Source organism: Streptomyces sp. AMJ-169 (assembly GCF_055597585.1).
In genome coordinates, this window is the sequence record NZ_JBVLTJ010000012.1 from 305,205 (window position 1) to 318,212 (window position 13,008).

Below are 13,008 nucleotides of genomic sequence, written 5' to 3' on the forward strand. Positions count from 1 at the left end.
TGGCGGGCCGCGTGCTAGCGTCACGAAACGGACACAACTCGGCGGGCGCCCTTCAGGCGGTCGTAACCCGGCGGTCGCGGCGGCGCCGGCGGGAGCGAGAACGGAAGACGGGACACGGGGAGTGCCAACAGGTGGCCACAGCGGAGCCGACACGCGCCGACGACACCAGCCCGCGAATAGCGCTTGACCGGTCCCCTAGGGGACAGCGCGTGAGAGGTCTGCTGGACTCCACCCGTACGTGGCTGACCCGCCACCTCGTCCTCACCGTCACCGCCCTGTCCGGCGGGCTGCACCTCGCCTGGTTCTTCACCTTCGCCAACAGCGGCGGCGACCTCGCCGCGCAGGACGCGTGGGCCGAGTTCGTCGGCCGCCACCCCGACTCCGCGTACAACCTGGCCTGGTACGGCGGGATGCACCCGGTGTCGTACAGCGTCGTCTCGCCGTATCTGATGTCCGTGCTGGGGGTGCGGACGACGATGATGATCGCGGGGACGCTGTCGGCGGGGCTGCTGACGCTGATCCTGCTGCGCTGCCGGCCGGTGAAGAAGCCGCTGTGGCCCGCGCTCGTCGGGGTGTTCGCGCTGCTGTGCAACGCGGCGAGCGGGCGGGTGACGTTCGGGCTCGGCACGATGTTCGCGCTCGCGGCGGTCGCCGTCGTCTTCTGCTGGCCGCACCGCTGGCGCTACAAGCGGTGGGCGAAGGCGCTGTGCGCGGCGCCGCTGGCCGCGCTCGCCACGATGTCCTCGCCGGTCGCGGGGCTGTTCGTCGGTCTGGTCGCGGTCGCGCTGTTCCTCCAGAAACGGCGGCCTGGCGCCTGGGCGTTGGGGCTCGGTCCTGCCGCCGTCGTCGCCGTCTCCGCGCTCGCGTTCCCCTTCTCCGGCACCCAGCCGATGTCGTTCGGCTCGGCATCCTTGCCGTTCATCTACTCGGTGATCGTCTACCTCGCCGTCCCCAAGGACTGGAAGACGGTCCGCATCACGTCGGCGGTGTACGGGCTCTCGGTGCTCGCGGTGTGGATCGTCAGCTCGCAGATCGGGTCCAACATCACCCGCCTGTCGATGCTGTTCGCGGGCGTCGTGCTGGCCTGCGCGCTGCCGTTCGCGGTGCCGCGCAGCCGCAAGTGGTACGCCCTGCTGATCGCGACCGTCGGGTTCGCGGTGTGGATCGGCGTGAAGTCGGTGGACGACGTGGTGCGGACGACGCCCGCGGCGTCCTGGGCGCGTGAACTTGCGCCGCTCGTCAACGAGTTGCAGCAGGTCGGCGCCGAGCGGGGCCGCGTCGAGGTGGTCCCGGCCCGCTCCCACCGGGAGGCCTCCGCGCTCGCGCCGTACGTCAATCTCGCGCGCGGCTGGAACCGGCAGGCCGACATGAAGCGCAACCCGCTCTTCTACGACGACACCCTCAACTCGGCGAATTATCACGAGTGGCTGAAGCGCTGGGCCGTGCACTTCGTGGTCGTGCCGAAGGACGCGCCGGACGGGGACGGGGCCGAGCGGGAGCGGGAGCTGGTGCAGAAGGGGCTGCCGTATCTGAAGCAGATCTGGGGCGACGCCAACTGGCAGCTGTTCCGGGTGACCGACCCGGCGCCGCTCGCCGAGCCGGACGCGGTCGTGCAGCGGGCCGAGCAGGGCGAGATGACGATCGACGTGAAGCGGGCCGGCCGGGTCCTGGTGAAGATCCCCTACTCGCCCTGGCTGAGCGTCGTCGACGCCGACGGCAAGAGCCTGAAGGCGCCGCAGGAGACGGAGGCGTCGAAGCACCGGGCCGAGGGCGAACCGAAGGTGTACGACAACCTCAACGGGTGCCTCTTCGAGACGGAGGAGGACACGCAGGGGGACCGGTGGACGATGCTGATCGCGCCGAAGGCGGGGGTGTACCGGCTGGCGGCGCCTTATCAGCTGCCTCGGGGGACGCCTTGTCCTGATGAGCTGAAGTAGGGCTTGCCGGGAGGGTTTTGGGGCAACTCAGGGGGGCGCGGCTCCGATTGGGTGTTCGGCTCTCGAACCGCTATAGTTGATCACGCGCCGGCCGCCCCCAACAGGGCGGCGCGGAACACGCGTTGGTGGTCCAAGGAAAGACGCCCCGCTTCCTGCGGGGAGATGTAGGTGCAAGGCCTGCCCGGCGCTCCGCTTCAAGGTCCGGCTCCCCTCGGGGAGCCGGACCTTGAGTGTTTTACGGGTCAACTCGGCCGGCGGGTCACCGGAGTTCGGCGACGTACCGGTCCGTCCCCGGCACCGTCGGGATGAACGGCGCGACCAACTCCACCCGCCCCAGGCCCACTTCGCCCACCTGGACGTCGAGCCCGGTGAACCGCTCCCAGCACTGCCGGGGGTCGGCCTCCAGGAACCACAGCAGCGTGAGCCGCGTCCCGACCCCCTCGACCTGCTTGACGTACGACATCCGGTCGCCGGGCAGCGGGGTGGGCCGGAAGACCGTCACCATGGCCGCCGGTGAGCCCGCGAGCCGCTTCGGGAGGTGCCGGGTGCGCAGCCAGTCCAGCAACTCCCCGCGCTGCTCGGGGGTTTCGGCGTCGACGACCTCCAGGATCAGGCCGGCGTAGGGGTGGTCCAGGGCGTGGAAGTCGCGCGGGCCCGCCGCGCCGTCGCGGTAGACGGTCGTCTCGTGGTCCTGGAACGCGGTGAAGACGTGGGTGCGGTCGCGGTAGACGCGGGCGTCGTGGTTGAGGCGCCGGTTGATCGCGACCGTCCAGCGCATGTGGTCGGCGTGGCGGCCTTCGGTGATCCAGTACGTCGAGAGGTAGCAGCCCTGGGAGACGGGCTGGGCGACGGCCGACTTCTCGGGGTGGCGCAGGAGTTGGAGGTCGCGGGTGGCGACCCAGCGGCGGCCGGCGAACATCCAGGGCATGGCCATCGCGCCCGCGTAGTAGTGGTCGTCCTCGTACCAGCGGTTGTAGGCGTACTCGTGGCCGGGGTGCGGTTCGACCATGGTGATCAGGGCGTGGCCGGGGTGGACTCCGTAGGGGCCGGTGGCGGCCAATTCGCCGTACGGGTCAGTGCTGTTGCCCTTGTCGGGGCGGTCCTCGCTCATGCCCGTTCCCCTCTCCCTCTGCTCGGCCCATACTCTGACGGTCCGTCAGGAAATCCGCCAGCACCAGGAGGCCCCCATGTCCCTGCTCCCCGGCAAGACGGTCGTCGTCTCGGGTGTCGGTGCCGGTCTGGGGCTCCGGGTCGCCGAGGCCGTCGTACGCGAGGGCGGGAACGCGGTGCTCGGCGCCCGTACCGAGGCCCATCTCGCCCGGACCGCAGCCGAGTTGGACCCGGGGCTGCGGCGCACCGCGTACCGCGCGACCGACATCACTTCCGAGCAACAGTGCGGCGGGCTCGCGGAGTTGGCGGTGGAGCGGTTCGGGGGGATCGACGCGGTCGTCCATGTCGCCGCCTGGGACTCCTATATGGGCGGGGTCGAGGACGCCGACTTCGAGACGTGGAAGGCGGTGCTCGACACGAATCTGCTGGGCACGCTGCGGATGACGCGGGCGTGTCTGCCGGCGCTCAAGTCGGCGGGCGGGGCAGTGGTGTTCATCGGTACGCAGTCCGCCGTGGCCGCTCCCTCACAGGTGCGGCAGGCCGCGTACGCCGCTTCCAAGGGGGCGCTGACGAGCGTGATGTATTCGCTGGCGCGGGAGTTGGGCCCGTATCGGGTGCGGGTGAACACCGTGCTGCCGGGGTGGATGTGGGGGCCGCCGGTCGAGGCGTACGTGCGGTTCACCGCGCAGGCGGAGGGGGCGGCCGAGGAGGAGGTGCGCGGGAGGCTCGCGGCGCGGATGGCGCTGCCGGAGCTGGCCACGGACGGGGACGTGGCAGACGCGGTGGTCTTCCTCGCGTCGGCGCGGGCGCGGGCGATCACGGGGCAGTCGTTGCTGGTGAACGCAGGGGAGTTGATGCGCTGACCGGACTCCCCGATCATCAACTCGTCGTTCATGTACGGGAATTGGGGTCACCGCAGCGAACGATTTTACGTCCCCTTGGACTAACATGCACTTGTCATGATCACCTCATGGCGCGGACAGTGCACATGCCTGGCTCCTCCCCGCCTGCCCCGAGGGCGAACCCTGGAAGGGGGCTCATGAACGGTCTCGACTGGGCCGTGCTGGTCGGATACTTCGGTGTGATGGTCGCGATCGGTGTCTGGTCGCACCGGCGGGTCGACAACGTCGGTGACTTCTTCACCGCGGGCGGCAGGATGCCGTGGTGGCTCTCCGGTATCTCGCATCACATGTCGGGCTACAGCGCGGTGATGTTCACCGGGTACGCCGGGATCGCCTACACCTACGGCGTGACCTCGTTCGTCACCTGGTCCTTTCCGATCGCCCTCGGGATCGCGATCGGCTCGAAGCTGTTCGCGCCCCGGATCAACCGGCTGCGCTCGCGGCTGCATGTCGCCTCGCCGCTCGAATACCTCAAGAACCGCTACGACTTGAAGACCCAGCAAGCACTCGCTTGGTCGGGGATGCTGCTGAAGATCGTGGACGTGGGCGCCAAGTGGGCGGCGATCGCGACCCTGTTGTCGGTGTTCACCGGGCTCTCGCTGAACCACGGCATCCTCATCACCGGCGGCATCACGGCCGTGTACTGCACGATCGGCGGCCTGTGGGCGGACGCGCTCACGGAGTTGGGGCAGTTCGTCATCCAACTCCTCGCCGGGGTCGCGATGTTCGTCGCCGTGATCCTCGAACTGGGCGACCGGGGCATCGGGTTCCTCGACGCCTGGGACCAGCCGGCGCTCCAGGGCCACGACAAGCCGCTGGTCGGCCCGTACGGCACGGTCTTCCTGCTGGCGTTCCTCTTCATCAAGCTGTTCGAGTACAACGGCGGCATGCTCAACCAGGCGCAGCGCTACATGGCGACGTCCTCGCCGCGCGAGGCCGAGCGGTCGGCGCGGCTGTCGGCGGCGCTGTGGCTGGTCTGGCCGGTGGTGCTGTTCTTCCCGATGTGGATGTCGCCGCTGCTGGTCACCTCGCACAAGCCGGACGGCTCCGACTCCTACGGCCTGATGACCGAACAGCTGCTGCCGCACGGCCTGTTGGGCCTCGTCATCGTCGGTTTCTTCTCGCACACGATGGCCATGTGCTCCTCCGACGCCAACGCGATCGCGGCCGTCTTCACCCGGGACTGCGCGCCGGTGCTGTGGCGGCGGGCGCGGGTGTGGAACGAGGGGCAGGGGCTGCGGGCCGCGCGGCTGACCACCCTGGTCTTCCTCGGCCTGTCCATGGCCGCCGCGACCCAGGTCAACTCCCCCGCGTTCAAGGACATCATCACCGTCGTCATCAAGTGGGTCGCGGGGCTCATGGGCCCGATGGCCATCCCGATGATGCTCGGCCTGCTGCGCCCGTTCCGCCGCTCGGGCCCGACCGCCGCGCTCGTCAGCTGGGCCATGGGCCTGCTGGCGTTCTGGCTGGTCAACTACCCGGTCAACTGGAGCGTGGAGGGCGGCGTCCCCCTCCAGTACCAGGTCTCCGTCCCGCTCGCCGTCTCCCTCGTGCTGTACATCCTCATCGGCTTCCTGAAGCCGGAGGACACCCCGGAGCGGCTGGCGATCATCGACAAGGTCAACACGGACGACGACAGCACCGCGGTCACCGCCCCCGCGGCCCCCGCTTCGGCCCCCTGAACGCGCCGTCCCCGTTCGATTACAGTGGCGAATCGTGCCGCACGGGGACGGTGACCCGGGGAGGACCAGGTGAGTACGTCGGCCGGCGCCGTCTGGGGCCGTACGGAGCAGCAGGACTTCCGCAGCCGGGTGCGCGGGACCCTGCTGGGCGGTGCGCTCGGGGACGCGCTCGGCGCCCCCGTCGACGCTCTGCCGGACCAGGCGATCCGGCAGGCGTACGGGGCCGAGGGCGTCGTGGATCTGCTGCCTTTCCACGGGCGGCGCGGGGCCGTCTCGCATCTCACGCAGCTGACCCTGTTCACCGTGGACGGGCTGATCCGGGCGCAGGTGCGGCGGGACACCGGGGCCTGGCATCCGCCGACCGATCTGCACCGGGCGTATCTGCGCTGGGCGGCGACGCAGCGCGACTGGGGGCCCGATCTGCGGCGCGCGGACGACGGGTGGCTGGCGCGCGAGGAGTGGCTGTACGCGCGCCGACAGCCCACGCGGGCGCTGCTTTTGGGGCTCGGGGACGACACGATGGGCACCCTCGACGTGCCGAAGAATCCTGACGCCGAGGGGCCCGAAGTCGTGGGCAGGTCAGCGCCGTTCGGGCTGCTGGTGGGCTGGGAGCCGGAACTGGTCGTCCAGTTGGCGGTGGAGTGCGCGGCGCAGACGCACGGGCATCCGTCGGCGTACCTCGCGGCGGGCGCGTACGCCGTCGTCGTCCACGCGGTCGCGCGCGGTGACGGTCTCGACGGCGCCGTCCAGCAGGCCCGCGCCCACCTCGCCGCGCGGCCGGGGCACGAGCCGGTGGCGGAGGCGCTGCAACGCGCGCTCGGCGCGGTCAGACAGGGGCTGCCGGGGCCCGCCAGAGTCGCCGGACTCGCCGGTCCCGGCACCGCTCCCGGCGTGCTGGCGGCGGCCGTGTACTGCGCGACGGTCGCCCAGGACGTACGGCACGGGCTGCGGCTCGCCGTCAACCACGGCGGCCCCTCCGCCGCGACGGCCGCCCTCACCGGCTCCCTCCTCGGCGCGCTGTACGGCGAGACGGCTCTTCCGCCGTCCTGGGTCGCGGAGTTGGAGGGCCGGGCGACACTCCTGGAGCTCGCCGACGACTTCGCGATGGAGATGACGCAGGGGCCGGCGCTACACAACCCGGCCGGGGCGGCGCCGGGTTGGCTCGCGCGGTATCCGCGAGGGGCGTACGAGGTCGGCTATTGATCATGGGTGAGAGCCGCCCGCGCTGGGCACAACTCCCCGGTGACTTCCACCCACAGCGCCAGAGCGCTCACTCTCACCGCCACGCTCCTCACCGGGACCGTGGCCCTCTACATAGCCCTCGTGGCCTTCGGCAACATCACCGACTTCGGGACGAACCAGCAGTTCGTGCAGCATGTCCTCGCCATGGACACCACGTTCAAGGACGACGACCTGATGTGGCGGGCGATCACCAGCAAGGGGCTCCAGAACGCCGCCTACGTCGCGATCATCGTGTGGGAGACCCTCGCCGCGCTGGTGCTGGTCCGGGGGACCTGGCTGTGGACGCGGCGCGACCTCGACCGGGCGCGGCAGATCTCGACGTACGGGCTGCTGATGCTGTTGCTGCTGTTCGGGGCCGGGTTCGTCGCGATCGGCGGGGAGTGGTTCTCGATGTGGCAGTCGAAGACGTGGAACGGTCTTGAGGCGGCGACCCGGGTGATCGTGCTCAGTGGGGTGGCGCTGATCGTCAACCATCTGCCGGTCCGCGGGGACGCGGATTAGCAGACTTGTTCAGCTGATGACTCTGACCCGGGTCTCCGTCGCGCCGAACGCCCAGAGCGCCGCGCCGTCCGCCGTGCGCAGGCGGATGCCGCCGGTCTGGGAGCCGGTGGCGGCGGGGGGCGGGGAGGCGCCGTCGACCGCGTTGGAGAACGCGATGTTGATGCCGGATTTGACCGAGAAGTACATGATGTGTTCGATCGCGACCCCGTCGGAGCCGGTCGTCGACGCTTTTCTGACCGAGATGGTGTAGGTACCGGGGTCGGGGTCGACCGTTCCTGGCCACACCGTGAACGTCCGGCGGGCCTGGTCGTCGGCGTCGACGAGCCAGACCCGGTCCTCGGAGAGCGAGTAGACGACGCGGCGGCCGGTGCCCGAGTTCTCCGGGAGCACCGGCTCGGCCGGGATGGACGCGGGCGCCGACGGCTTCGCGGACGCCGTCGCCTGCGGGCGGGACGCGGCCGTGGGGTGCGGGTGATCACCCTGGTCCGCCTCAAGAGCCAGGGCGCCGACCGCGACGATCGCACCGGCGGTCAGGCCGGTGACCCAGACCCATGAGGGAAGCCGCAGGGCAGCCACGGTCAAGCAACTCCTCAGTCTCCGACCCCCGCATGTCGGGGGTCGGATCATCGTACTGTGAGGCGACTGTCCGCTGGGCTCGGTCAGGCGCCGGTGCGGGCCGGTGCGGCGGGCCCGGCGGGCTCAGTCCAGCACCGGCAGCAGCTCCGGCAGGTGTCCGTCGGAACGTTCCGCCGCCTGCCGCCGCTCCTGCGGGACCTCCCCGTAGAGGGTGGTACGGGGTTTCGCGGGGCGGCCCGCGAGGTCGGCCACGGCGATCAGGTCACGGACCGACTTGTACGAGCCGTAGGAGGAGCCCGCCATGCGGGAGATGGTCTCCTCCATGAGGGTGCCGCCCAGGTCGTTCGCCCCGGAGCGCAGCATCTCCGCCGCCCCTTCCGTGCCCAGCTTCACCCAGCTGGTCTGGATGTTGGGGATCCAGGGGTGCAGGAGGAGGCGGGCCATGGCGGTGACCGCGCGGTTGTCCCGCATGGTCGGTCCCGGCCGGGAGATACCGGCGAGGTACACCGGCGCGTTGGTGTGGATGAAGGGCAGGGTCACGAACTCCGTGAAGCCGCCGGTGCGTTGCTGGATGCCGGCGAGGGTGCGGAGGTGGCCGAGCCAGTGGCGGGGCTGGTCGACGTGGCCGTACATCATGGTCGACGTCGAGCGGATGCCCAACTCGTGGGCGGTGCTGACGACTTCGATCCAGGTGGAGGCCGGCAGCTTGCCCTTGGTGAGGACCCAGCGGACCTCGTCGTCCAGGATCTCGGCGGCGGTGCCGGGGATGGTGTCGAGGCCGGCCTCCTTGGCGGCCGTCAGCCACTCGCGGATCGAAAGCCCGGTGCGCGTCGCGCCGTTGACGACCTCCATCGGCGAGAAGGCGTGGACGTGCATGCCCGGGACGCGTTCCTTGACGGCTTTCGCGATGTCGAAGTAGGCGGTGCCGGGCAGGTCGGGGTGGATGCCGCCCTGCATGCAGACCTCAACGGCCCCCACTTCCCAGGCCTGTTGGGCGCGGTCGGCGACCTGGTTCAGGGAGAGGGTGAACGCGTCGGCGTCGGTGCGGCGTTGGGCGAAGGCGCAGAAACGGCATCCGGTGTAGCAGACGTTGGTGAAGTTGATGTTGCGGGTGACGATGTAGGTGACGTCGTCGCCGACCGCCGACTTCCGTACGTCGTCGGCGACTTGGGTGAGCGCGTCGAGGGCGGGGCCGTCGGCGTGGAAGAGGGCGAGGGCCTCGGCGTCGGTGAGTTTCGTAGGGTCGTCGGCGGCGGTGCGCAGGGCCTGGCGTACGTCGGTGTCGATGCGCTCGGGGACCATGCCGGGGGCGGCGGCCTCGCGCAGGGCGGACCAGTCGCCGTACACCTCGTCGAAGTCCTCGCGGCGGTCGGCGGTGCGGCCCTCGGTGTCGATCGTGCGGTGCAGGTCGGTGCGGCCCGTCGCCTCGAAGACCTCGTCGGGCTCCTGCCAGGGGTGGCCCTCGACGACGGCGTCCTCGCGGGCGAGGCCGGTCTCGGGGTCGGCGAGGGCGCGGACGTGGGGGAGGAGGCGGGGGTCGAGCCAGGGTTCGCCCCGGGTGACGAACTCCGGGTACACGCACAGGCGTTCGCGGAGCTGGAAGCCGGCCTGTTCGGAGCGGCGGGTGAGTTCCTCGATCTGGGGCCAGGGGCGTTCGGGGTTGACGTGGTCGATGGTGAGGGGGGAGACGCCGCCCCAGTCGTCGATACCGGCCGCGATGAGGCGCTCGTACTCCTCGTCGACCAGGTTCGGCGGGGCCTGGATGTTGGCCGCCGGGCCCATGATCAGGCGGGCCGTGGCGACGGCGGCGATCAGCTCGTCGAGTTCGGCGTCCGGCATGCCGCGCATCGCGGTGTCCGGCTTGGCGCGGAAGTTCTGGATGATCAGTTCCTGGATCGCGTGGTGCGCGCGGGCGGTGCGGCGCAGCGCGAACAGGGACTCGGCGCGCTCCTCGTAGGTCTCGCCGATGCCGATCAGGAGGCCGGAGGTGAACGGGACCGAGGAGCGGCCGGCGTCCTCCAGGACCCTGAGGCGGACTGCGGGTTCCTTGTCCGGGGACCCGTAGTGGGGGCCTCCGGGTTCGGACCAGAGGCGGGTCGCGGTGGTCTCCAGCATCATGCCCATGCTGGGGGCGACGGGCTTGAGGCGCTGGAAGTCGGTCCAGGACAGCACGCCGGGGTTGAGGTGGGGCAGGAGGCCGGTCTCCTCCAGGATGCGGATGGAGATGGCGCGGACGTAGGCGATGGTGTCGTCGTAGCCGTGCGCGTCCAGCCACTCGCGCGCCTGCGGCCAGCGGTCCTCCGGCTTGTCCCCCAGGGTGATCAGGGCTTCCTTGCACCCTAGGGCGGCACCCTTACGGGCCACGTCCAGGACCTCGTCGGGGGACATGAACATGCCGTGGCCGTCCCGGCGGAGTTTGCCCGGGACGGTGACGAACGTGCAGTAGTGGCACTTGTCCCGGCACAGCCGGGTCAGCGGGATGAAGACACTCTTGGAGTACGTGATGACTCCGGGCCGGCCCGCCTGCGCCAGGCCCGCGTCACGTACCCGGGCGGCGGAGCGGGTGAGATCCTCCAGGGCCTCGCCGCGGGCCTGGAGCAGGACAGCCGTCTCGGACACGTCGAGCGCGACGCCGTCCCGGGCGCGTTTGAGGGCGCGACGCATGGAGTTCTCGGTGGGGCCGGTTCCCGAGGTCGCGGAAGTCGTCATCCTTTGAGCATACGTTCGGGGTGATCAGAGGCGGGGGGTGTGCCCCTTTGGGGGGCTCACCGGGGGGCGCGGGGCCCTTAAGGGCGGGGCCCTAAGGGGCGGCTCCCGTAGGGGACGGCTCCCCTGGGGCGGGGTCCCTTAAGGGCTGCGCACCCTAGGTGTCGGCCCCTAAGGGCGGCCGCCCGTACGGGTCCGCCCCTACGGGTTCACGAAGTCCGCCAGGCCGTCCAGCACCCGCAGGGTCTCCGTCTCGCCGACCGACGGCAGCTGTACGACCGCCTCCTCGATGCCCAGCTCCGCGTAGTACGCCAGCTTGCCCGCGTCCGGGACCACCGCGTACGGGACGATCTGGAGCGCCGCCGCGTCCCGGCCTGCCTCCTCCCACGCGGACCGCAGCCGCGGCAGCGCCTCGCCGAGTCCGCGCCCGCCGATCGGCAGCCAGCCGTCGGCGAACTCGCTGATGTGAGCGAAGAGTTTGGGCCCGGCGGCGCCGCCGATGAGGGTGCGCGGGCCGACGACCGGTCCGCGCGGCTTCCGCACCGGCTTCGGATGCGCCTCGCTGGCCCGCACCGACCCGAACGTCCCCTCGTACGCGGTCGGTTGCTCCGACCACAGCGCGCGCATCAACGCCATCCGGTCGCGCACGAGTTCCCGCCGGGTGCGCCACTCGACGCCGTGGTCGGCGGCCTCCTCGACGTTCCAGCCGTAGCCGATGCCGAACGTCAGCCGGCCGCCGGAGAGATGGTCGACGGTCGCGATCTGCTTCGCGAGGTCGATCGGGTCGTGCTGCGCGACCAGCGTGATGCCGGTGCCGAGCCCGAGCCGCTCGGTGACGGCCGCCGCCTGGCCGAGGGCGACGAAGGGGTCGAGGGTGCGGCCGTACTCGCGCGGGAGGTCGCCGCCCGCCGGGTACGGGGTGGTCCGGTCGACCGGGATGTGCGTGTGCTCGGGGAGGTACAGCCCGGCGAACCCCCGTTCCTCCAGCTCGCGGGCGAGGCGGGTGGGGGTGATGGTCTCGTCCGTGAGGAAGACGGTGACGGAGAGGCGCATGGGGGGCCTTTCGGGGGTGGGGGGTGGATACGGGTGCGGGTATGCGGTGCGGGGGTGCGGGTTCCCGATCTCGGGGTGCGGGTCGCTCTCATCTGTACCCGGCGGCATCCCGCTTGTCCATACCGACCGGTCGGCACTGACTGTCCTGCTGTCGCCCGTCCGTTCCCGGGAGTTCACGACCCTCCCCCACACTGGGCCCATGTGCGATGACGCGAACGGCATCGGCAGACGCGCCCTCTTTGTGACGGGTGCGGCGACCGCGCTCACCATCGGAAGCATGAGCTTCGCTGCGGCGGGTCAGGGTCAGGCGACACAGACCGTACGGGGCACCCTGCCCCCCGGCGCGCCGGACTTCGTCTACGTCCCGGTCGAAGTACCGCCCGGCGTACGGGAGTTGCACGTCTCCTACAGCTACGACCGGCCGCCGGTCCCGGCCGGCACCGCCGGCAACGCGCTGGACATCGGCCTCTTCGACGAACGCGGCACCGAACTCGGCGGCCGGGGCTTCCGGGGCTGGTCGGGCGGGGCGCGCACGGAGTTCTTCGTGCGCGCGGACGACGCGACGCCGGGGTACATCCCGGGCCCGGTGCGCCCCGGGACCTGGTCGGTCGCGCTGGGCCCGTACACGGTGGCGCCGCAGGGGCTGTCGTACGAGATCACCGTCACCCTCACCTACGGGTCCCCCTCCGGGATCACCCCTAGGTTCTGTCCGGCGGATCATGGCTGGAGCCATAGCTTGATGGCCGCGGTGGTGACGGTGCCGTGGAAGACGTAGGCCCTCTTGTCGTATCGGGTGGCGACGGCGCGGGAGTTCTTGAGCCGGTTGATGGTCCGCTCGATCTCGTTGCGGCGTTTGTAGATCTCGCTGTCGAAGCCGGCGGGCCTGCCGCCCTTGCTGCCGCGCCGTTTGCGGTGGGCCCGCTGGTCCTTCGGTTCCGGGATCGTGTGCTTGATCCGGCGTCTTCGCAGGTAGCGGCGGTTTCTGCGGGAGCTGTATGCCTTGTCGCCGCTGAGATGGGCGGGCCGTGTGCGCGGGCGTCCGCCGTGGCGGCGGGGCACGCGGATGCGGGAGAGGACCTCGATCATCTGCGGGGCGTCACCGCACTGGCCGGGGGTGAGGAGCAGGGCCATGGGGCGGCATCCGCCTTCGCCCGCAAGGTGGATCTTGCAGGTCAGGCCGCCCCGGGACCGTCCAAGTCCCTCGTCGGGGCGGTGGTTTCGGGGCGTCGTCCTTTTTTCGGGACGCGCGGCCTGGTCTTGCGGGCACCGGCCGCGTGCTGATGAGCACGGCAGGACGTC

At 71.0% G+C, this 13,008-nt stretch carries 9 protein-coding genes and 2 pseudogenes; 6 read left to right on the forward strand and 5 right to left on the reverse strand.

The genetic code is table 11. The features are described from left to right. The first annotated feature begins 131 nt into the window (after positions 1-131). Positions 132-1,937, forward strand: a complete 1,806-nt coding sequence (locus tag ACYUD3_RS28490; RefSeq protein ID WP_470975698.1) for an MFS transporter — start codon at positions 132-134, stop codon at positions 1,935-1,937. Between the two features lie 259 nt (positions 1,938-2,196). Here the strand turns inward: ACYUD3_RS28490 and ACYUD3_RS28495 are convergent, their stop codons facing one another. Further along, positions 2,197-3,048, reverse strand: coding sequence for a hypothetical protein (locus ACYUD3_RS28495; RefSeq protein WP_470975701.1), 852 nt, complete (start codon positions 3,046-3,048; stop codon positions 2,197-2,199). A gap of 76 nt (positions 3,049-3,124) precedes the next feature. Here ACYUD3_RS28495 and ACYUD3_RS28500 point away from each other — a divergent pair, with 76 nt between their 5' ends. The 4 genes from ACYUD3_RS28500 (at position 3,125) to ACYUD3_RS28515 (ending at position 7,374) form a co-directional block, all read left to right on the forward strand. Beyond that, entirely contained in the window at positions 3,125-3,910 is a 786-nt protein-coding gene (locus ACYUD3_RS28500) for an SDR family oxidoreductase (RefSeq protein ID WP_470975703.1), read from the forward strand. A 176-nt stretch (positions 3,911-4,086) separates the two neighbouring features. Continuing rightward, positions 4,087-5,631, forward strand: a complete 1,545-nt coding sequence (locus tag ACYUD3_RS28505; RefSeq protein WP_470975706.1) for a sodium:solute symporter family protein — start codon at positions 4,087-4,089, stop codon at positions 5,629-5,631. A gap of 69 nt (positions 5,632-5,700) precedes the next feature. Continuing rightward, positions 5,701-6,834: an ADP-ribosylglycohydrolase family protein gene (locus ACYUD3_RS28510; protein ID WP_470975709.1), complete on the forward strand. Its 1,134-nt coding sequence runs from the start codon at positions 5,701-5,703 to the stop codon at positions 6,832-6,834. A 39-nt stretch (positions 6,835-6,873) separates the two neighbouring features. Then, entirely contained in the window at positions 6,874-7,374 is a 501-nt protein-coding gene (locus ACYUD3_RS28515) for a DUF2165 domain-containing protein (RefSeq protein ID WP_470975712.1), read from the forward strand. A 9-nt stretch (positions 7,375-7,383) separates the two neighbouring features. On the opposite strand, the gene ACYUD3_RS28520 is transcribed toward ACYUD3_RS28515, so the two are convergent. The 3 genes from ACYUD3_RS28520 to ACYUD3_RS28530 form a co-directional block, all read right to left on the reverse strand. After that, positions 7,384-7,956, reverse strand: coding sequence for a hypothetical protein (locus ACYUD3_RS28520; RefSeq protein ID WP_470975715.1), 573 nt, complete (start codon positions 7,954-7,956; stop codon positions 7,384-7,386). 117 nt (positions 7,957-8,073) lie between these two features. Next, positions 8,074-10,659 carry a bifunctional FO biosynthesis protein CofGH gene (locus ACYUD3_RS28525; RefSeq protein ID WP_470975718.1) on the reverse strand — a complete coding sequence of 862 codons (2,586 nt, stop codon included), beginning with the start codon at positions 10,657-10,659 and terminating at the stop codon, positions 8,074-8,076. A gap of 198 nt (positions 10,660-10,857) precedes the next feature. Continuing rightward, positions 10,858-11,709 carry an LLM class F420-dependent oxidoreductase gene (locus ACYUD3_RS28530; protein ID WP_470975721.1) on the reverse strand — a complete coding sequence of 284 codons (852 nt, stop codon included), beginning with the start codon at positions 11,707-11,709 and terminating at the stop codon, positions 10,858-10,860. A gap of 199 nt (positions 11,710-11,908) precedes the next feature. On the opposite strand from ACYUD3_RS28530, the pseudogene ACYUD3_RS28535 reads away from it, so the two are divergent. Next, positions 11,909-12,412 (forward strand): annotated as a pseudogene (locus tag ACYUD3_RS28535) (CehA/McbA family metallohydrolase); the annotation flags it as partial. 14 nt (positions 12,413-12,426) lie between these two features. Here the strand turns inward: ACYUD3_RS28535 and ACYUD3_RS28540 are convergent. After that, positions 12,427-13,008, reverse strand: a pseudogene (locus tag ACYUD3_RS28540) (IS5 family transposase); the annotation flags it as partial.

What these genes read in the sequence shown, in the direction of transcription:
- ACYUD3_RS28525 (WP_470975718.1), bottom strand. Translation starts at nt 10,659, where the DNA reads ATGACGACTTCCGCGACCTCGGGAACCGGCCCCACCGAGAACTCCATG.
- ACYUD3_RS28505 (WP_470975706.1), top strand. Translation starts at nt 4,087, where the DNA reads ATGAACGGTCTCGACTGGGCCGTGCTGGTCGGATACTTCGGTGTGATG.
- ACYUD3_RS28530 (WP_470975721.1), bottom strand. Translation starts at nt 11,709, where the DNA reads ATGCGCCTCTCCGTCACCGTCTTCCTCACGGACGAGACCATCACCCCC.
- ACYUD3_RS28495 (WP_470975701.1), bottom strand. Translation starts at nt 3,048, where the DNA reads ATGAGCGAGGACCGCCCCGACAAGGGCAACAGCACTGACCCGTACGGC.
- ACYUD3_RS28500 (WP_470975703.1), top strand. Translation starts at nt 3,125, where the DNA reads ATGTCCCTGCTCCCCGGCAAGACGGTCGTCGTCTCGGGTGTCGGTGCC.